This is a genomic window from Pseudomonas sp. WS 5079 (genome assembly GCF_012985465.1).
GTDB lineage: Bacteria > Pseudomonadota > Gammaproteobacteria > Pseudomonadales > Pseudomonadaceae > Aquipseudomonas.
The window spans coordinates 368,816-388,207 of the sequence record NZ_JAAQWN010000006.1 but is presented as its reverse complement, the minus strand read 5'-3'; the positions used below and the strand labels follow the sequence as shown (position 1 = coordinate 388,207).

Sequence of the window (19,392 nt, the reverse complement as noted above, 5' to 3'; positions counted from 1 at the left end):
ACAGGTCCTTACTCAGATGGAAGTCAGCCATTTCATGGCTGGCCGTAGTCGCGGGCGCCAAACAGGGCGGTACCGATCCGCACCCAGGTGGCCCCTTGGGCAATGGCCGACTCAAGGTCATGGCTCATGCCCATGGAAAGTGTGTCGAGCCCCAGGTTCAGGCTCGCTTGCAAGTCTCGTACGGCGGCAAACGCCGCATCTTGCTGTGCGCGGTCGTCGGTGGGCTCGGGGATCGCCATCAGGCCGCGCAGCTTCAAGCGGGGCAGGGCCTGGATCGCCTCGGCCAATGCTGGCAAATCGGCGGGTGTACAGCCGGATTTGCTGGCTTCGCCACTGACATTGACCTGGATGCAGATATTGAGCGGTGGCAGGTCGGCCGGGCGTTGTTCGGACAGGCGTTGGGCGATTTTCAGGCGGTCCACGGAGTGCACCCAAGCGAAGTTCTCGGCGATAGCGCGCGTCTTGTTCGATTGAATGGGGCCGATGAAGTGCCAACTCAAGGGCAGGTCGGTTAATTCCGCCTGTTTGCCGAGGGCTTCCTGCAAGTAGTTCTCGCCGAAGTCGCGTATCCCTGCGGCATGGGCCTGGCGCACGGCTTGCGCGGGTTTGGTCTTGCTCACGGCCAGCAAGTGGACGCTGCTTTCATCGCGCTGCACGGCCCGGGCCGCGGCACGGATGCGCTCACTAACCAGGCCGATATTGTCTGCTATGGTCGACATTCAAGTTGCGCCCGTGGATATGGAGTCCGCGGCATTCTACTGGAAATGGATAGCCCTATGGACATCACTGAACTGCTGGCCGCAAGTGTCAGCCGGGGCGCCTCCGACCTGCATCTGTCGGCAGGGCTGGCGCCGAGGGTGCGCGTTGATGGTGAGGTTCTGCCGCTGGATTGGCCGGTGCTGAGTGCAGCCCAACTGGCCGACCTGCTCAGCCCGATCCTCAATAAACACCAACAAAAGGATTTCGAAACATCTCTTGAAACGGATTTTTCCTTTGAAGTGCCGGGTGTTGCGCGCTTTCGCGCCAATGTGTTCCGCCAGCACCGGGGGATGGGCGCGGTGTTTCGCGCGATCCCCTCGCGGGTCCAAAGCCTGGAAGCCTTGGGGCTTGGCGATGTATTCCGGCGCATCGCCGAGCTGCCCAGGGGGCTGGTGCTGGTGACAGGTGCCACGGGCTCGGGCAAGTCCACCACCCTGGCGGCGATGGTCGATTACCTCAACAACACTTGCCAGCAGCACATCCTGACCCTTGAGGATCCCATCGAGTTTGTCCACGAACCGCGTAAGGCGTTGATCAGCCAGCGCCAGGTGCATCGGGACACCCACAGCTTTTCGGCGGCCCTGCGTTCTGCTCTGCGCGAAGATCCGGATGTGATCCTGGTGGGGGAGTTGCGCGACCTGGAAACTATCCGCCTGGCCCTGACAGCGGCTGAAACCGGGCACCTGGTGTTCGGCACCCTGCACACCAGTTCGGCGGCAAAGACCGTGGACCGGCTGGTGGATGTGTTCCCGGTTGGGGAAAAGGCCATGGTCCGCTCGATGCTCTCGGAGTCGCTGCAGGCGGTGGTGAGCCAGGTGTTATTGAGCAAAGTCGGCGGCGGGCGCGTGGCGGCCCATGAAATCATGCTCGGCACGCCGGCGGTCCGTAACCTGATCCGCGAGGACAAAGTGGCGCAGTTGTACTCGGCGATCCAGACAGGTGGGGCGTTGGGGATGAAAACGTTGGATATGAGCTTGAAGGGGTTGGTCGGTCAGGGGCTGATTAGTCGCGAAGAGGCGCGGGGGCAGGCGCGGGTGCCAGCAGATATATAGGATGTGGGAGCTGGCTTGCCTGGGATGCAGGCAAGCCAGCTCCCACACAAGCCAGCATTCACATTTGCATTTACTGTCAGCGCTGCACAATCCGCAGGTTGTTCTGCTCTTTGGGCAGCACGCGCTTGGCAATCACGTAGTTCTTGTTCCAGAACGGTTTTTTCAGGGTGTCGATACTGACCGACTTGCCACGGCGCGGTGCGTGGATAAAACGGTCGTTGCCCAGGTAAATGGCTACATGGTTGACCTGGCGGCTCTTGAGCTTGAAGAACAACAGGTCGCCGGGCTTCAAATCCTTGCGATCAACCTTCTGCCCGTGGCCGCTGGCCATGGCATTGGAGGTGCGTGGCAAGTCCACCGCAGCTACATCATTGAAGGCGTATTTCACCAAACCACTGCAATCAAAGCCTTTACTTGGGCTGCTGCCGCCCCAACGATAAGGGGTACCGAGCACGTTGACCGCACGGCTCAAGACTTTGCTGCTTTGCTGGTTATTGCTCGCGACCAGGCCGGGAACTGCTTTAACGTTGGCCTTGCTCAGTTGAGCCGGGCGCTTGACGCTGAGCTTTACCGATTTGGCGGAGCTGGTAGTGGCGTGAACTTTAGGGGTGAAACCATTAACGTTCGGAAGTCGTTGCTCACGATTGGTGGCGTGGGCGGCCAGTGGCATCAATAGGCAAATGGTTAGCCATGTCTTTAAAAATGGTCGCATAAGGCAGGCTCTTGTTGGTTTGCGCGCAACTTTATAACAGCTTTTAGTGTCTTTCTCAGGCCGTTTGTCGACTGAACCTTGACGTCAAAATCAGGAAAACCGCGACGAACTGTCGCAATTGTCCTACACAAGTCAGGCGGCATAAGGCTTTGAGGGAAGCGACGATAGCATTTGCCGTACGTCGGGTGCCTGTAAAAAAGTCACAAAGAAACCAGAAATATTTATCTATCGAGGCAAAAGAGGTCATTCATGAACACCTATCGACAGGATGTTTCGCAACAGGACACTCACAGCAAGATGATCGGTTATCTGCTCTGGATCTTCGGTTTTACCGGGGCGCACCGCTTCTACTACGGCAAGCCGGTGACCGGGACGATCTGGTTCTTCACCTTTGGTTTGCTGGGGATTGGCTGGTTGATCGACCTGTTTCTGATCCCGGCAATGGACCGTGAAGCCGACCTGCGTTTTACCGCCGGGCCCATTGAATACAACGTGGCGTGGATTCTGTTGGCGTTTCTTGGGGTATTTGGCTTGCACCGCATGTATCAGGGCAAATGGCTCACCGGCCTGTTGTACCTGGTGACCGGCGGCTTGTTCCTGATTGGCGTGCTGTATGACTTCTGGACACTGAACACGCAGATTTCGGTGCGCAATGCCGAGCGCCTGGGCGGGCGGTAAGCGTAGCTGGGCGCATGTGGGCACGGTCAAATGTGGAGCTGGCTAGCCTGCGATGCGGGCACCTCGGTATGTCAGTGACACTGAGGTGATGCAATCGCAGGCAAGCCAGCTCCCACACAAGCCAGCTCCCACACTTTAGCGGGTCAGGCCTGGTAGCTGATCCGTCCATCCACCAGGGTGTAACGCACAGTCGCCGGCAAGCTATGGCCGATGAACGGGCAGTTTTCACCGCGGGACAGCCACTGCTCGCCGGCGACAGTAGAACTGGCCGGGTCAAACAGCACCAGGTCCGCCGCCGCACCCACCGCCAGCTTGCCCGCCGGCAGGCGCAGCGCTTGCGCCGGGCCTGAGCTCAGGCGTGCCAGCAACGTTGGCAAGTCCAGCAACCCATCTTCCACCAGGGTCATTGCCAGTGGCAGCAGCAGCTCGACGCTACTGATCCCAGGCTCTGTCGCGCCAAACGGTGCCAGCTTGGCATCCCGTTCGTGGGGCTGGTGGTGGCTGGAGATCGCCGAAACCACCCCGGACTTCACCGCCGCACGCAAACCGTCACGGTCGGCGCGGGTGCGCAGTGGCGGTTGCACGTGGTACAGGCTGGAGAAGTCGATCAACGCCTCATCGGTCAGGATCAACTGGTACAGCGCCACATCGGCGGTCACCGGCAGGCCACGGGCCTGGGCCTGGGCGATCAAGGCTACGCCGCGGGCGCTGGTCAGCTGGCTGAAGTGCGCGCGTACGCCGCTTTGTTCCACCAGCAGGAGATCACGGGCCAGGGCCACGGTTTCTGCGGTTTCCGGGATGCCTGCCAGGCCGAGGAAACTGGCGGTGGGGCCTTCGTGGGCCAGGCCGCCTTCGGCCAGGTCGTGGTCCTGGGAGTGGAAGATCACCGTCAGGTCGAAGGTGGCCGCGTACTCCAGGGCACGGCACAGGGTGCGGGTGCTGCGGAAACTCTCCAGGCCGTTGCCGAAGGCCACGCAACCCGCGTCGCGCAGGGCAATCAGCTCGGCCAGTTGCTCGCCATCCAGGCCTTTGCTCAGGGCGCCGATGGGGAACACTTTGCAATTGCCGGCCTCGCGGGCGCGGTCGAGGATCAGCTCGGCCACGGCCGAGGTGTCCAGCACCGGTTTGGTCTGCGGCGGGCAGCACAGGCTGGTGACACCGCCTGCAGCGGCGGCGCGGGTTTCGCTGGCGATGCTGCCTTTGCGGCTGTAACCCGGCTCGCGCAGGGCCACGTTCAGGTCTACCAGGCCGGGCGCGGCCACCAGGCCTTTGGCGTCGATGCTCTGAACCGGGCTGAAACCACTGGGGGCGGCGCCGATGGCGATGATCTTGCCGGCTTCCAGGTGCAGATCAGTGACTTGATCCAGGCCGCTGGCCGGATCGATGACTCGGGCGCCGAGAATGCTGAGCTTCACTGGGCGTTCTCCTGCTCGAATTGACGTTGGGCAGTTTGCCCGCTCATGGCCATGGACAGCACGGCCATGCGCACCGCGATGCCGTAGGTGACCTGGTTGAGAATCACCGAGTGCGGACCGTCGGCCACCGCCGACTCAATCTCCACCCCTCGGTTGATCGGGCCTGGGTGCATGACAATGGCATCCGGCTTGGCGCCGGCCAGGCGTGCGGTGGTCAGGCCGAACAGGCGGTAGAACTCGCCTTCGCTGGGCAGCAGGCCACCGGCCATGCGCTCGCGTTGCAGGCGCAGCATGATCACCACGTCGACATCCTTCAGGCCTTCGGCCATGTCGGTGTAGACCTTCACCCCGTATTGCTCGATGCCTACCGGCAGCAGGGTTTTCGGCGCGATCACGCGGATATCCGGGCAGCCCAGGGTTTTCAGGGCCAGCATGTTCGAGCGTGCCACCCGCGAGTGCAGGATATCGCCGACGATGGCCACCGAGAGGTTTTCAAAGCCGCCCTTGTGCCGACGGATGGTGAGCATGTCGAGCATGCCCTGGGTCGGGTGGGCGTGGCGGCCATCGCCACCGTTGATGATCGCCACCTGCGGGCACACGTGTTCGGCGATAAAGTGCGCCGCGCCCGAGTCGCCATGACGCACCACGAACATGTCGGCCGCCATGGCCTCCAGGTTGCGCAGGGTGTCGAGCAGGGTTTCGCCCTTGCTCGCCGACGAGGTGGAGACGTTCAGGGTGATCACGTCGGCTGACAGGCGCTGGGCCGCCAGTTCGAAGGTGGTGCGGGTGCGCGTCGAGTTCTCGAAGAACACGTTGCAAATGGTTTTGCCGCGCAGCAGCGGGACTTTCTTCACCGCCCGGCCGCCGACTTCAAGGAACGAGTCGGCAGTGTCGAGGATTTCGGTGAGCAATTCGCGGGGCAGGCCGTCGAGGGACAGGAAGTGTTGCAGCTGGCCCTGAGCGTTGAGCTGCAGCGGGCGCTTGGCATCTAGAGGCGTCATCGCGGGGACTCTTTACAAGGCGGTTTAAAGGGCGAGGTCTTGCAGTTCGAGTTCGAGCGGCGTGGGACCGGACAATTTTACCCGCTGCTGGGCCGAAAGCGACAGGGTCGCGCCCACCACATCCGGGCTGATCGGCAGTTCGCCAGCCTCGAGGTCGAGCAGGCAGACCAGGGTGATGCTGGCCGGGCGGCCGTAGTCGAACAGCTCGTTCATGGCGGCGCGGATCGTGCGCCCGCTCATCAGCACGTCATCGATCAGTACCAGGTGCTGGCCTTCGATTTCAAAGGGCAGCGCTGACGGGCGCACTTGCGGGTGCAGGCCGTTCTGGCTGAAGTCATCGCGGTAGAAGGACACATCCAGGGTGCCCAGGGGCGCATCACTGCCCAGCTCTTGCAGCAACGCCTGGGCGACCCACACGCCACCGGTACGGATACCGATGAAACGCGGCTCGCTGATGGCGCGGTGTTGCAGGTGGGTCGTGAGGCTCGTCGCCATCTGACGGATCAGTTCGGCGGGATTGGGCAGGCTCATGGTGGCTCCTTCAAGGGCTTGGGCAGCGTGACGCTGGCAAAGTCCGGGCTCAAACGTAAGAAGACGCGGCAAGCCGCGTCAGTCAGGATTCAAATAAAGCAGTGTTTTCATCCAGCCACCCCTGCAGCAGCAAGGCGGCGGCAATGGCGTCGACCGGGTTGTCGCGGTAGCTGCCTTTCTGCCCGCCACGGTCGCGACGCTCACCCTTGGCCTCGAAGGTCGTCAGGCGTTCATCGTGGGTATAGAAGGGCAGGTTGTAGCGGCCGTTGAGGCGGCGGGCGAACTTTTCGGCGCGCAGGCACATGTCGCTGGGGGTGCCGTCCATGTTCAGCGGCAGGCCGACCACCACTGCGTCGGGCTTCCATTCCTTGATCAGGGCTTCGACCTGATTCCAGTCCGGTATGCCGTTCTGCGCCTTCAAGGTACACAGCTCGCGGGCCTGGCCGGTGATGACCTGGCCCACGGCCACGCCAATCTGCTTGGTGCCGTAATCAAACCCGAGGATCAGTCGCAAGGCCATCAGGCGTGCCCCACCTGGCTGGTCAGCAGGTTGAGGTTGACCCCCAACTGCTTGGCCGCGGCATTCAGGCGCAGTTCGCTGGCGGTGTTGAACAGAATGTCGGCATCGAAGGGGCAGGTCAGCCAGGCATTGTTGGCCAGCTCTTCTTCCAGTTGCCCGGCCTCCCAGCCCGCGTAACCCAGGGTGATCAGGCTCTGCTGCGGGCCGGCGCCATCAGCGATGGCAAACAGCACGTCCTGGGAAGTGGACAACGACACGCCCTCCAGGTCGACGGTTGCCTGGAACGTCGGGCCGCTGGGATGCAGCACGAAGCCGCGGTCAGTCTGCACCGGGCCACCGAAGTAGATCGGCACCGCCTGGCAACTGGCGGGTGGGTCGATCTCCGGGCGCAGTTGCTCAAGGATATCCGCCAGGTTCAGGTCTTGCGGTCGGTTGACCACCAGCCCCATGGCGCCATTGGCCGTGTGCTCGACGATATAGGTCAAGGTGTGCGCAAAGTTCGGGTCGGCCATATGGGGCATGGCGATCAGGAATTGGTGCTTGAGGTAAGTCGGGCTGACATTTTTCATGTCCGCTAGTGTGGCGTTGGAGGGGCGAACTGACAAGCTGGGGATGTGTAGGAATACGGTTAGCGGATTTTTTGCCCGTGTAGGAGCGAGCTTGGGGTAGTCAATTGCTGGAAAGCCGGTCGCCCTTGGCAAAGCGCCAGGTGCGGATGATTTCCAGGCGGTCGATATCGTTCAGGTCGCCGGTAAACGGGGCGAACGGTGCGGCCAGGCGCACGATGCGTTGTGCCGCCTGGTCCAGTAATGGCTGGCCGGACGACTCCAGCACCAGCACTTCATATAAGGAACCGTCGCGGTTGATTGATACGAGCAGGCGCAGGTTGCCGTAGATCTGCTGGCGCCGGGCCTCGTCCGGGTAGTTCAGGTTGCCGATGCGCTCGACCTTCTTGCGCCATTCGTCCTTATACCAGGCGCCTTTGTCGCGCATGGTAGAGGCGGCATTGAGCCGATAGATGCGCGGGCGCTTGGCATACAACTGTTGTTCGTTGGCCAGTTCGGCCTCCAGGCTGGAGATTTCGCTGGAAAGTTGCGAGCTGTCGAATGTCGGTGCGGGCTTGCTCGGCACAGGCTCGGTCTTCACGGCTTCGCGCTGGGTCACGGCCTTCTGGGGTTTTGGCGCAATGGTGGCGACGGCGGCCTTGGGCGCGGCCTGCTTGACCTCGGGCTTGGCCGCTGGAGGCGGGGTGACCTTATTGATCTTGTTGTCCTGGAAGGGCGCCACTTCGGTGGTCTTGGGCACTGCCTTTTTATCCAGGGTGCCGCTGCCCTGCTGGTTGTCCTGCGCCAGAAAGTCAGCCTTCTCGGGCTTTTTCTCACTTTTGAAGGTGGCGAGGGTGATTTCCAGGGTTTTGCTGATTTGCTGGGGTTCGACGAACGTGAAGCCCAGGCCGAGGATCAACGCCAAATGAATCAGCGCTGCCAGGAACAGGGTAAATCCGAGCCGATCAGCCGGGCGTACGCCGCTGTGGCTGAGTTCGGGGGGCAGGTCGGACGGAAGCGTCATAACAGGAAAACCAACATCGCGCGTCTCACGGGTGGCGCATGATAGCGCAATGTTGGTTTACATCTGGCTGTTCTATGTCACTTGGCTTGTAGCTTGTCGGCAATTGCCGCCATAAGCATTTCGCCGATATTGGTGCCGAACGCGTTGTCTATTTCGCGGATACAGGTGGGACTGGTCACGTTGATTTCGGTCAGGTGCTCGCCAATTACGTCAAGGCCTACAAACAGCAGGCCCTTTTCCCGCAGGGTCGGGCCAACCTGGGCGGCGATCCAGCGGTCCTTGTCGCTCAGCGGGCGGGCTTCGCCACGACCACCGGCCGCGAGGTTGCCACGGGTCTCGCCGGCCGCCGGGATACGCGCCAGGCAATAATCCACCGGCTCGCCGTCGATCATCAGGATGCGCTTGTCGCCGTCCTTGATTGCTGGCAGGTAGGCCTGGCCCATGATCTGCTGGGTGCCCAGGGCGGTCAGGGTCTCAAGGATCACCGACAGGTTCGGGTCGCCCGCGCGGTGACGGAAGATCGAGGTGCCGCCCATGCCATCCAGCGGCTTGAGGATTACATCGCCATGCTTGGCGGCAAATTCACGCAGCACATCGGCGCGGCGGCTGACCACGGTCGGCGGCGTGCACTGTGGGAACAGGGTGGCGAACAGTTTTTCGTTGCAGTCGCGCAGGCTCTGCGGCTTGTTGACGATCAGCACGCCGGCGCGCTCGGCCTGCTCCAACAAGTAGGTGGAGTAGACGAACTCCATGTCGAACGGCGGATCCTTGCGCATCAGGATCACGTCCAGGTCGCTCAGGGGGCTGTCGATCTCGTCTTGCAGCTCAAACCATTTCTCAGGGTTGGCGAACACCTGCAAGGGGCGCATCCGCGCCCGCGCCTCGCCATCGCCCTGGTAAAGGTCGCGCTGTTCCATATAGAACAGGGTCCAGCCGCGGGCCTGGGCGGCCAGCAGCATGGCCAGCGAGCTATCCTTTTTATAGGAGATGCTGGCGATAGGGTCCATGACAATGCCGACGCGAACGCTCATGGGGAATTCCTCTAGCAAATAAGGGCGCATAAAAGTGGCGTCAGAGTGGCGCTGCGGCTGTTGTGGGTCAAGGAAAAACCACCTTGCCGGTCGGCCGATAGATTGCCTCCCCAGTCTGTGCTAAAAAGGCTGCCATGGCGTGTCGGCCCTTGCATGGCAAGGGTTTTGGCGCTCGTCCCAGGCAGCATCCGGCAGTACACGCCGAAACCCGATTCGCTGTGGCGATGGTAGAGCAGATATGGAACAGCATTCCAACGCCTTGAAAGTGATGGTGATCGACGACTCGAAAACGATTCGCCGCACCGCTGAAACGCTGTTGAAGAACGTGGGGTGCGAAGTCATCACGGCCATCGACGGTTTTGATGCCCTGGCCAGGATCGTTGACCATCACCCGCACATTATCTTTGTCGACATCATGATGCCGCGCCTGGATGGCTATCAGACCTGCGCCCTGGTCAAGAACAACCCGGCGTTCAAGGCCATCCCGGTGATCATGCTGTCGTCCAGGGACGGCCTGTTCGACAAGGCCAAAGGGCGCATCGTCGGCGTCGATCAATTTTTGACCAAGCCTTTCAGCAAGGAAGAACTGCTCAGTGCGATCAAGGCCTATGTGCCGGGTTTCGCCGCAGTAGAACAAGCACATTGACCCAGCCCCCTGGGCTTGCGTCAACCAATGTAGTGGGGAAAACCATGGCACGCGTTCTGATCGTCGACGATTCGCCGACTGAAATGTACAAACTGACCGGCATGCTGGAAAAGCACGGCCACCAAGTCCTCAAGGCCGAGAATGGCGCCGATGGCGTGGCCCTGGCCCGCCAGGAAAAACCCGACGCCGTCCTGATGGATATCGTCATGCCCGGCCTCAATGGCTTCCAGGCTACACGCCAGTTGTCCAAGGAGCCGGAAACCAACGGTATCCCGATCATCATCGTCACCACCAAGGACCAGGAAACCGACAAGATCTGGGGCGCACGCCAGGGCGCCAAGGCGTACCTGACCAAGCCGGTGGAAGAAGACAAGCTGATCGAAGTGCTGAACTCGGTGCTCAAGTCCTGACGGCACGTTCCCATGACCGAGTCGCAAACCGCCTTTGAGCTGCTGCTGGACATCGACCGCCGTTGCCGCCTGTTGGCCGCTGATTTGCCGTCCCAGGAAACCCGCTCGCACAGCTGGAGTGGCATTGGCTTTCGCCTGGGCGGGCATTGGTATGTGGCGCCCATGGGCGAAGTCGCCGAGGTACTGCATGAACCGCGCTGCACCCTGATGCCCGGGGTCAAGCCCTGGGTCAGGGGCGTGGCCAACCTGCGCGGGCGCTTGCTGCCGGTGATCAACCTGTGCGGGTTTTTCGGCTACGAGCTGTCGACGGCGCGCAAGCAGCGCCGGGTGCTGGTGATCGAACACGAAGACACTTTCGTCGGCCTGCTGGTGGATGAGGTGGTCGGCCTGCAGCACTTCGCCCAGGACCAGCTGCGCCCGGTATCGGCCAGCGTGCCCGCGGCCAGCGCCGCGTTTATCCAAGGCCAGTTCAGCGGCGACCCGCTGTGGCAGGTCTTCAGCCCCTTCGCCCTGGCCCAGGCCCCGGGCTTTCTGGATGTTGCCGCATGAGCACCGCCACGCCCGTCAAACCGCAGGAAGCCTCCCGTAGCCGCTCGCAGATCATCGTGCTGTTTATCGCGCTGATTATCTTCATCATGCTGCTGTTCGCCAACTTCGCGTACCTCAACACCCAGTCCACCTACGACAAGCAGTACATCGGCCACGCCGGCGAGCTGCGCGTGCTGTCCCAGCGCATTGCCAAGAACGCCACCGAGGCCGCAGCCGGCAAGGCCGCCGCGTTCAAGCTGTTGAGCGAGGCGCGCAATGATTTTGCCCAGCGCTGGAGCTACCTGAAAAAAGGCGACCCGGCCACCGGCCTGCCCGCTGCGCCCAGCGCCGTGCGCAGCGAAATGCGCGCCGTGCAGCATGACTGGGAAGCCTTGCTCAAGAACACCGACGTGATCCTGGCCAGCGAGCAGACGGTGCTGTCCCTGCATCAAGTGGCGGCGACCCTGGCCGAAACCGTGCCGCAATTGCAGTTGGAGTCGGAAAAGGTCGTCGAGATCCTGCTGCAGCGCGGCGCGCCCGCCAGCCAGGTGGCCGTGGCCCAGCGCCAGTCGCTGCTGGCCGAGCGCATCCTGGGGGCGGTCAACACCGTGCTGGCGGGGGATGACACGGCGGTCAAGGCCGCCGACGCCTTTGGCCGCGATGCCAACCGCTTTGGCCAGGTCCTGGCCGGCATGCTCCAGGGCAGCGCAGGCCTGAAGATCAGCGAAGTGCAGGACCCGGATGCCCGTGCGCGCCTGGCGGAGATTGCCGAGCTGTTCGAGTTTGTCTCCGGCTCCGTGGATGAAATCCTCGAAACCTCGCCGCAACTGTTCCAGGTGCGCGCCTCGGCAAGCAACATCTTCAGCCTGTCGCAAACCCTGCTCGATGAAGCCTCGCACCTGGCCACCGGTTTTGAAAACCTGGCCGGCGGGCGCACCCTCGACACCATCGGCGGCTATGTCCTGGGCTTGCTGGCGCTGGCGTCAATCATCCTGATTGGCCTGGTGATGGTGCGCGAGACCAATCGCCAGCTGCGCGAAACCGCCGAGAAAAACGAACGCAACCAGAACGCGATCATGCGCCTGCTCGACGAAATCGAAGACCTGGCCGACGGCGACCTCACCGTGACCGCCTCGGTGACCGAAGACTTCACCGGCACCATCGCCGACTCCATCAACTATTCGGTGGACCAGTTGCGCGACCTGGTGGCGACCATCAACCTCACCGCCGGTGAAGTGGCCGGCGCCGTGCAGGAAACCCAGGCCACCGCCATGCACCTGGCCCAGGCCTCGGAACACCAGGCCCAGCAGATTGCCGAAGCCTCGACGGCGATCAACCAGATGGCCCAATCCATCGACCAGGTATCGGCCAACGCCGCCGAGTCTTCGGCGGTGGCCGAGCGCTCGGTGGAGATCGCCAACAAGGGCAACGAGGTGGTGCACAACACCATCCATGGCATGGACAACATTCGCGAGCAGATCCAGGACACCGCCAAGCGCATCAAGCGCCTGGGCGAGTCGTCCCAGGAAATCGGCGACATCGTCAGCCTGATCGACGACATCGCCGAGCAGACCAACATCCTGGCCCTCAATGCCGCGATCCAGGCGAGCATGGCCGGTGACGCCGGGCGCGGGTTTGCGGTGGTGGCCGATGAAGTGCAACGCCTGGCCGAGCGCTCGTCGGCGGCTACCCGGCAGATCGAGAACCTGGTGCGGGCGATCCAGACCGACACCAACGAAGCGGTGATCTCCATGGAGCAGACCACCACCGAAGTGGTACGTGGCGCGCGCCTGGCCCAGGACGCCGGGGTGGCCCTGGAAGAAATCGAGGGGGTGTCCAAGACCCTGGCCGCGCTGATCCAGAGCATCTCCAACGCCGCGCAGCAGCAAACCTCGTCGGCGGGGCAGATCTCCCTGACCATGAACGTGATCCAGCAGATCACCAGCCAGACCTCATCGGGCTCCACGGCCACCGCCGAGAGCATTGGCAACCTGGCCAAAATGGCCAGCCAGTTGCGCCGCTCGGTATCGGGTTTCACCCTGCCGCCCGTGCGCAAGACCGATGAATGACATGCCTCCCCAAAACCACCGCAATCTAAATGTGGGAGCGGGCTTGCTCGCGAAAGCGGTGTATCAGTCACCTAATGTGCCGACTGACCCAGCGCTTTCGCGAGCAAGCCCGCTCCCACATGGATTCTCACTTTTCACCCATTCAGACGGGAGTCGTTATGGTTGACCGGCACGACTACGTCGCCCTCGAATGGGTCAAGGGCGAGATCGCCGAAACCCTGAAGCAGGCCCGTGCGGCGCTGGACGCCTTTGCCGAGGACGCCAGCGAGCAAGCCCTGGCGCAGTGCCTGGAGGGCATTCACCAGGTCCACGGTGCCCTGCAAATGGTCGAGTTCTACGGCGCGGCACTGCTCGCCGAAGAAATGGAGCACCTGGCCCTGGCCCTGCAAGCCGGGCGTGTCAGCCAGCGTGAAGAAGGCATTCGCCTGCTGCAGCAAGCCCTCGGCCAACTGCCGTTGTACCTGGACCGTGTGCACAGCGCGCGGCGCGACCTGCCCCTGGTGGTGTTGCCACTGCTCAACGACCTGCGCAGCGTGCACGGCAAAAGCCTGCTCTCGGAAACCAGCCTGTTCAGCCCGCAACTGCTGGTGATCGCGCCGCTGCCCGATGATGCCCTGGCCCAACGAGCGCCGGCCGATTTTGCCGAACAACTGCAGCAATGGCGGCAAATGCTGCAACAGGGCTTGGCCGGGCTGCTGCGTGAAGACCACGGCCCGAGCAACCTGGAAGACATGGCGCGGGTCTTCGCGCAACTGGAAGCGCTGTGCCACGGCGCGCCGTTGCTGGCGTTGTGGCAAGTCACCTCGGCGCTGGCCGAAGGCATGCTCACCGGCGTTATCGCCAATAGCCCGGCGTTGCGCAGCCTGCTCAAGAGCTGTGACAAGGTGCTCAAGCGCCTGCAAATCCAGGGCATCGAAGGGATCAACACCCCGGCGCCCGACCAACTGCTCAAGAGCCTGCTGTTTTACATCGCCAAAGTCACCCGACCGACACCGCGCATGCAAAGCCTCAAGGAACGCTACGGCCTGGATGAAGCCTTGCCCGACAGCACCGTGGTCGATGCCGAGCGCGCGCGCCTGGCCGGGCCGGACCGCAACGCCATGGGCTCGGTGCTCGGTGCGTTGTGTGAGGAGTTGGTGCGGGTCAAGGAGCGCCTGGACCTGTTCGTGCGCAGCGACCGCCAACACATCTCTGGCCTGGACAGCCTGCTGGCGCCGTTGCGGCAGATCGCCGATACCCTGGCGGTATTGGGCTTTGGCCAGCCGCGCAAAGTGATCATCGACCAATTGGCGGTGGTCCAGGGCCTGGCCCAGGGGCAGCGCGAGCCCAATGATGCCGTGTTGATGGATGTGGCCGGGGCGTTGCTGTATGTCGAGGCGACGCTGGCCGGGATGGTCGGCACCGTCGAACCGCAAAACCGTGAAGACAGCCGCCTGCCCACCACCGACCTGACCCAGATCCACCAATTGGTGATCAAGGAGTCATGCCAGTGCCTCAAGCAGGCGCGAGAGCTGGTCATCGACTGCCTTGAGGCGCAATGGGATACACAGCGCCTGGAGTCCCTGCCAGAGCTGCTGACCCAGGTGCGTGGCGCCCTGGCGATGATCCCGCTGCCGCGCGCGGCGAGCCTGGTGCGTGGCTTCAAGATTTACGTCGATGAACAGTGGATGGGCCATGACACCGCGCCGCCGGCGGCGCAGCTGGAGCATTGCGCCGATGTGCTCACCAGCCTGGAACACTACCTGGAGCGCATGCTGCAGGACCCGGATGCACCGGGCGAGCGGGTGTTGGATATCGCTTTTGAAGGGCTCGCGGCGCTAGGTTATGCGCCAGTGCCCGCGCAGCAAGCCTGGCGCCAGGAACCCTCGGCACCGCACGATGAATTGCCGGTCGATTCCCAGACCCTGGCGCAGGCCCTGGCCAGCCCGACCCCACGTCTCAACCCACCGGCCCTGCAACGCCCGGGCAGCCTGCTGCCGCCGCCAGCCGATGAAGAGTCGGTGGATGATGAACTGCGCGAAGTGTTCCTGGAAGAAACCGCCGAAGTGCTGGAAGTGTTGCAGCGCCTGGTGCCCCAAGGTGCCGCCAGCCTTGGAGATAAAACCGCCCTGAGCGACATGCGCCGCTCCTTCCATACCCTCAAGGGCAGCGGGCGCATGGTGCGTGCCCTGGTGTTGGCGGAACTGGCGTGGGCCGTGGAAAACCTGCTGAACCGCGTGCTCGAGCGGGTGGTCGCGCCGGGCGCCGAGGTCCAGGCGGTGCTGGATGACGTGCTGGTGCTGCTGCCGGCCTTGATCGCCGAGTTCGCCGCCGACACCCAGCGCCAGCGCGATGATGTCGACCACCTTGCCGCACGCGCCCATGCCCTGGCCAGTGGCGCGCCGTTACCGCCAGCCGTGGCTCAGGATGACAGCGCGCTCGACCCACTGCTGCTGGAGATCTTTCGCAACGAAGCACAGAGTCACCTGGACAGCCTCAATCGGTTTTTGCACCAGGCCACCGAGCAGATGCCACTGCCTGTCAGCGATGAGCTGCAACGTGCCCTGCATACCCTCAAGGGCAGTGCCTACATGGCGGGCGTCTTGCCCATCGCCGAACTGGCGCGGCCGCTGGACCACCTGACCCGTGAATACAAGGCCCATCGCCTGGCCCTCGACCTGGATGAAATCGACTTGCTGCTGGAGGGCGAAGCCCTGTTCCAGCGCGGCCTGCGCCAGTTGGACAGTGACCCCCTGGCGCCCATCGACGGTGCGCAATCGTTGATCGAGCGCACCCAGGCGCGCCTCGACAGCCAGCTCGAAGCCTTCCTCAATGCGCCGAGCGCCGGCCTGCGGGTCAAGCGCGACCCACAGTTGATCAGCAACTTCCTGGCCCAGGGCATGGACATCCTGCTCGATGCCGAAAGCCTGCTGCGGCGCTGGCAACAACACCCTGGCGAGCGCCAGGAGCTCAGTGCGTTGCTGGACGAGCTGACCACCCTGGGCGAGGGCGCGCACCTGGCCGAACTGCATCCGATGGATGAACTGTGCGAAGCCTTGCTCGACCTGTATGGCGCGGTGGAAGAAAGCAGCCTGGCGGTCAGCGAGCGATTTTTCCAGGAGGCCGAACAGGCCCATGAAGCCCTGATCAACATGCTCGACCAACTGGCCGCCGGCCAGGAGGTCTGCCCGGCGCCGGCGCGCATGAAAGCCTTGCGCGAGTTACTCGATGAAGGGCTCGACCCCAGCGCCACCGGCCTGATCAAAACCGATGGCAGTCGCGCCTTGAGCATTGCCGAACTGGGCGCGGCCACCTCGCAGTTGCAGCAGGACTGGGCGGTGGACGATGAGATCGTCGAGATCTTCCTTGAAGAAGCGGTGGATATCCTCGACAGCGCCGGGCAGTCCCTCAAGCGCTGGCTGCTGGACCCCGACGGCGTGGCGCCGCTGTCGTCCCTGCAACGCGACCTGCACACCCTGCGCGGCGGTGCGCGCATGGCCGAAATCGGCCCGGTGGGCGATCTGGCCCAAGAGTTGGAAAGCCTTTACGAAGGCCTGGTGGACCGGCGCTACAACTACTCCGTTGAAATGGCGCAAGTGTTGATGGACAGCCATGAACACCTGGCCTTGCAACTGGAGCAGTTGCAAGAGCAGCAACCCTTGAGTGATTCCAGCGCCCTGATTGGCCGCTTGCGCGAGGTGCGCCAGAACGCCGCGCCGGTGGCGCTGCCCACACCGCCCGATGCACAGGGCGGCGGCAGTGATCCGGAGCTGCTGGACATCTTTCTGGAGGAAGCGGCCGACATCCTCGACAGCTCCGGCGCCGCACTGTCGCGCTGGCAGGCCGAGCCCCAGGGCCGCCAGGAAGTCGAGACTCTGCTGCGCGACCTGCACACCCTCAAGGGCGGCGCGCGGATGGTCGAGATTGGCCCGATTGGCGACCTGGCCCACGAACTGGAGTTTCTCTACGAAGGCCTGTCGGCGGGCTTGCTGGCGCCCACCAGCGAGCTGTTTGCGCTGCTGCAGGGCTGCCATGACCGCCTGGCGCAGATGGTCGAGGCAGTGGCGGCGGGGTTGCCGGTCGGTTCGGTGGAGCGCCTGATCGAGCGCATCAAAAGCCTGGTCCAGCCCAGCGAAGACCAGGCCGCACCGGTCGCCATGGCCGCCAGCAAACCCGAAGCCCCGGCCGCTAGCGAGCCGGGCGCGGACATGGTGAAAATCTCTGCCGAGCTGCTGGATGACCTGGTCAACCTCGCCGGCGAAACCTCGATTTTCCGTGGGCGCATCGAGCAGCAGGTCAACGACGCCCGCGCCGCCCTCAGTGAGGTGGAAACCACCATCGAGCGCATGCGTGACCAACTGCGCCGCCTCGATACCGAGACCCAGGGCCGTATCCTCAGCCGCCAGCACGCCGAGACCGAGCGCCTGGGCTACGAAGAATTCGATCCACTGGAAATGGATCGCCATTCCCAGTTGCAACAGCTGTCCCGCGCGTTGTCCGAGTCGGCCTCGGACCTTTTGGACCTCAAGGAAACCCTCGACCAGCGTAACCAGGACGCGCAGAACCTGTTGCAGCAACAGGCGCGGATCAACACCGAGCTGCAAGAAGGCCTGATGCGCACGCGCATGGTGCCGTTCGAGCGCATGCTGCCGCGCCTCAAGCGTATCGTGCGGCAAGTGGCCGGCGAGCTGGGCAAGGACGTGGAATTCGTGGTCGGCAATGCCGAGGGCGAGATGGACCGCAACGTGCTGGAGCGCATGGCCGCGCCCCTGGAGCATATGCTGCGCAACGCCGTCGACCATGGCCTGGAATCGCGGGATGCACGGCTGTTGGCGGGCAAGCCGCAGAAGGGCCGGATCACCCTGGACCTGAGCCATGAAGGTGGCGACATCATCTTCGACATGCGCGACGACGGCGCTGGCGTGCCGCTGGATGCGGTGCGGCGCAAGGCGATCAAGCGTGGCCTGCTGGACCCGGAGATGGAGATCAGCGATCGCGATGTGTTGCAGTTCATCTTGCAGCCGGGCTTTTCCACCGCCGAAAAAATCACCCAGATTTCCGGGCGCGGCGTGGGCATGGACGTGGTGCATGAAGAAGTGCGCCAGCTCGGCGGGAGCATGGTGATCGACTCTACGCCGGGGCAGGGCGTGCATTTTCGCATTCGCCTGCCGTTCACCGTGTCGGTCAACCGGGCGTTGATGGTGCAGTGCGCGGAAGACCAGTACGCGATCCCGCTGAACACCATCCAGGGCCTGGTGCGCGTGTTGCCCAATGAGCTGGAAGGGCACTACCAACTGGACCCGCCGGTGTATCAATACGCCGGCCAGCGCTATGAGCTGTATTACCTGGGCGAGCTGCTGCACACCGTGGCCCGGCCCAAGCTGCTGGGGCAAAGCCAGCCGCTGCCGGTGCTGCTGATGCAATGCAACGAGCGATATATTGCGGTGCAGGTGGACGACATGGCCGGCACCCGGGAAATCGTGGTCAAGGGCCTGGGCCCGCAGTTTGCGGCGGTGCAGGGGCTGTCCGGGGCGACCATTCTCGGCGATGGCCGGGTGGTGTTGATCATCGACCTGCTGGCACATATCCGCGCCCTGGCCCCGGCCTTGCCGGCCCAGGCGGCGGACACGGCATTGGCGGTCAACGAGCCGCAGAAAAAACAGCGATTGCTGGTGCTGGTGGTAGACGACTCAGTGACCGTACGCAAAGTCACCAGCCGCCTGCTCGAGCGCAACGGCATGAACGTACTGACTGCCAAGGACGGCATCGACGCCATCGCCCTGCTCGAAGAACACACCCCGGACCTGATGTTGCTGGACATCGAAATGCCGCGCATGGATGGCTTTGAAGTGGCGATCCAGGTGCGCAACGACCCACGGCTCGCGCGCCTGCCGATCATCATGATCACCTCGCGCACCGGCCAGAAACACCGCGATCGGGCCATGGCGATTGGCGTCAACGACTACCTTGGCAAGCCCTATCAAGAGTCGGTGTTGCTCGAAAGCATCGCCTACTGGAGCCCGAAACATGCTTGACCACCGCACCAGCCAACTCACCGGCTTGCTGCTGCCCCTGGCCGACCGCCACCTGCTGCTGCCCAACGTAGCGGTGGCCGAGCTGATCGACTTCCAGCGCGGCGAACCGGCCAGCGACGCTCCGCCGTGGTACCTGCGGCAAGTGACCTGGCGCGACCAGCAACTGCCCCTGATCAGCTTCGAAGCGGCCTGCGGTGGTACCAGCGTTGTCAGCGAACGCGCACGGATCGTCGTGCTCAACGCCCTCGGCGGGCGCCCGACCTTGAAGTTCATCGCGCTAGTGATCCAGGGCATTCCCCGCTCGTACAAGCTCGACAGCCAGTTGAGCTACGTGGACGTACCCCTATCACCGCTGGAACTGGCGGCGGTACAGGTCGGCGAGCATGTGGCGAAAGTGCCGGATCTGATGGGGTTGGAAGCGCTGCTGGTCGAGGCTGGGTTGGCGTGAACAACCGTT

17 protein-coding genes are annotated in these 19,392 nt (G+C 63.3%); 8 read left to right on the top strand and 9 right to left on the bottom strand.

Translation table 11 applies throughout. The features are described 5' to 3' along the window. Positions 1-32: 32 nt before the first annotated feature. Positions 33-719 (bottom strand): YggS family pyridoxal phosphate-dependent enzyme, encoded by a 687-nt coding sequence (locus tag HBO05_RS18395; protein WP_170042152.1) that lies wholly within the window; start codon positions 717-719, stop codon positions 33-35. 57 nt (positions 720-776) lie between these two features. Here HBO05_RS18395 and HBO05_RS18390 point away from each other — a divergent pair, with 57 nt between their 5' ends. Further along, complete coding sequence (locus tag HBO05_RS18390) at positions 777-1,811, top strand: type IV pilus twitching motility protein PilT (RefSeq protein WP_172313648.1); 1,035 nt, start codon at positions 777-779, stop codon at positions 1,809-1,811. 76 nt (positions 1,812-1,887) lie between these two features. On the opposite strand, the gene HBO05_RS18385 is transcribed toward HBO05_RS18390, so the two are convergent. Then, positions 1,888-2,523: a C40 family peptidase gene (locus HBO05_RS18385; RefSeq protein WP_170042154.1), complete on the bottom strand. Its 636-nt coding sequence runs from the start codon at positions 2,521-2,523 to the stop codon at positions 1,888-1,890. A 249-nt stretch (positions 2,524-2,772) separates the two neighbouring features. Between HBO05_RS18385 and HBO05_RS18380 the strand changes: the two genes are divergently transcribed. Then, on the top strand, positions 2,773-3,201 hold the full coding sequence (locus tag HBO05_RS18380) for a TM2 domain-containing protein (RefSeq protein ID WP_169953555.1): 429 nt from the start codon (positions 2,773-2,775) through the stop codon (positions 3,199-3,201). Between the two features lie 143 nt (positions 3,202-3,344). Here HBO05_RS18380 and HBO05_RS18375 read toward each other — a convergent pair whose 3' ends face one another. From HBO05_RS18375 to gshB, 7 genes are all read right to left on the bottom strand, one after another. Then, a complete protein-coding gene (locus tag HBO05_RS18375) occupies positions 3,345-4,616 on the bottom strand; it encodes a dihydroorotase (protein ID WP_169953557.1) in 1,272 nt (423 codons plus the stop codon). Further along, positions 4,613-5,617, bottom strand: a complete 1,005-nt coding sequence (locus HBO05_RS18370; protein WP_038444135.1) for an aspartate carbamoyltransferase catalytic subunit — start codon at positions 5,615-5,617, stop codon at positions 4,613-4,615. The genes HBO05_RS18375 and HBO05_RS18370 overlap by 4 nt, the downstream gene beginning before the upstream one ends. Before the next feature lie 24 nt (positions 5,618-5,641). Then, the gene (pyrR, locus tag HBO05_RS18365) at positions 5,642-6,148 is read right to left on the bottom strand and encodes a bifunctional pyr operon transcriptional regulator/uracil phosphoribosyltransferase PyrR (RefSeq protein WP_169953558.1); all 507 of its coding nucleotides are present in this window, start codon (positions 6,146-6,148) and stop codon (positions 5,642-5,644) included. Between the two features lie 82 nt (positions 6,149-6,230). After that, positions 6,231-6,668 (bottom strand): Holliday junction resolvase RuvX, encoded by a 438-nt coding sequence (gene ruvX, locus HBO05_RS18360; RefSeq protein WP_005792259.1) that lies wholly within the window; start codon positions 6,666-6,668, stop codon positions 6,231-6,233. After that, positions 6,668-7,237: a YqgE/AlgH family protein gene (locus tag HBO05_RS18355; protein ID WP_170042156.1), complete on the bottom strand. Its 570-nt coding sequence runs from the start codon at positions 7,235-7,237 to the stop codon at positions 6,668-6,670. Before HBO05_RS18355 ends, ruvX begins: the two co-directional genes overlap by 1 nt. Before the next feature lie 100 nt (positions 7,238-7,337). Continuing rightward, on the bottom strand, positions 7,338-8,237 hold the full coding sequence (locus HBO05_RS18350) for an energy transducer TonB (RefSeq protein WP_169953560.1): 900 nt from the start codon (positions 8,235-8,237) through the stop codon (positions 7,338-7,340). Between the two features lie 77 nt (positions 8,238-8,314). Continuing rightward, positions 8,315-9,268, bottom strand: a complete 954-nt coding sequence (gene gshB / locus HBO05_RS18345; protein WP_029300457.1) for a glutathione synthase — start codon at positions 9,266-9,268, stop codon at positions 8,315-8,317. Between the two features lie 238 nt (positions 9,269-9,506). Here gshB and pilG point away from each other — a divergent pair, with 238 nt between their 5' ends. The 6 genes from pilG to HBO05_RS18315 all read left to right on the top strand — a co-directional run bounded on the left by pilG (position 9,507) and on the right by HBO05_RS18315 (position 19,383). Further along, positions 9,507-9,914, top strand: a complete 408-nt coding sequence (gene pilG / locus HBO05_RS18340) for a twitching motility response regulator PilG (RefSeq protein ID WP_032858786.1) — start codon at positions 9,507-9,509, stop codon at positions 9,912-9,914. A 44-nt stretch (positions 9,915-9,958) separates the two neighbouring features. Next, positions 9,959-10,324: a twitching motility response regulator PilH gene (gene pilH, locus HBO05_RS18335; protein WP_169953561.1), complete on the top strand. Its 366-nt coding sequence runs from the start codon at positions 9,959-9,961 to the stop codon at positions 10,322-10,324. Positions 10,325-10,336: 12 nt separating this feature from the next. Beyond that, positions 10,337-10,873, top strand: coding sequence for a chemotaxis protein CheW (locus tag HBO05_RS18330; RefSeq protein WP_169953562.1), 537 nt, complete (start codon positions 10,337-10,339; stop codon positions 10,871-10,873). Further along, positions 10,870-12,921 carry a methyl-accepting chemotaxis protein gene (locus HBO05_RS18325; protein ID WP_169953563.1) on the top strand — a complete coding sequence of 684 codons (2,052 nt, stop codon included), beginning with the start codon at positions 10,870-10,872 and terminating at the stop codon, positions 12,919-12,921. Before HBO05_RS18330 ends, HBO05_RS18325 begins: the two co-directional genes overlap by 4 nt. A gap of 158 nt (positions 12,922-13,079) precedes the next feature. After that, entirely contained in the window at positions 13,080-18,935 is a 5,856-nt protein-coding gene (locus HBO05_RS18320; RefSeq protein WP_172313646.1) for an Hpt domain-containing protein, read from the top strand. Then, complete coding sequence (locus HBO05_RS18315) at positions 18,928-19,383, top strand: chemotaxis protein CheW (RefSeq protein ID WP_169953565.1); 456 nt, start codon at positions 18,928-18,930, stop codon at positions 19,381-19,383. Before HBO05_RS18320 ends, HBO05_RS18315 begins: the two co-directional genes overlap by 8 nt. Positions 19,384-19,392 lie beyond the last annotated feature (9 nt).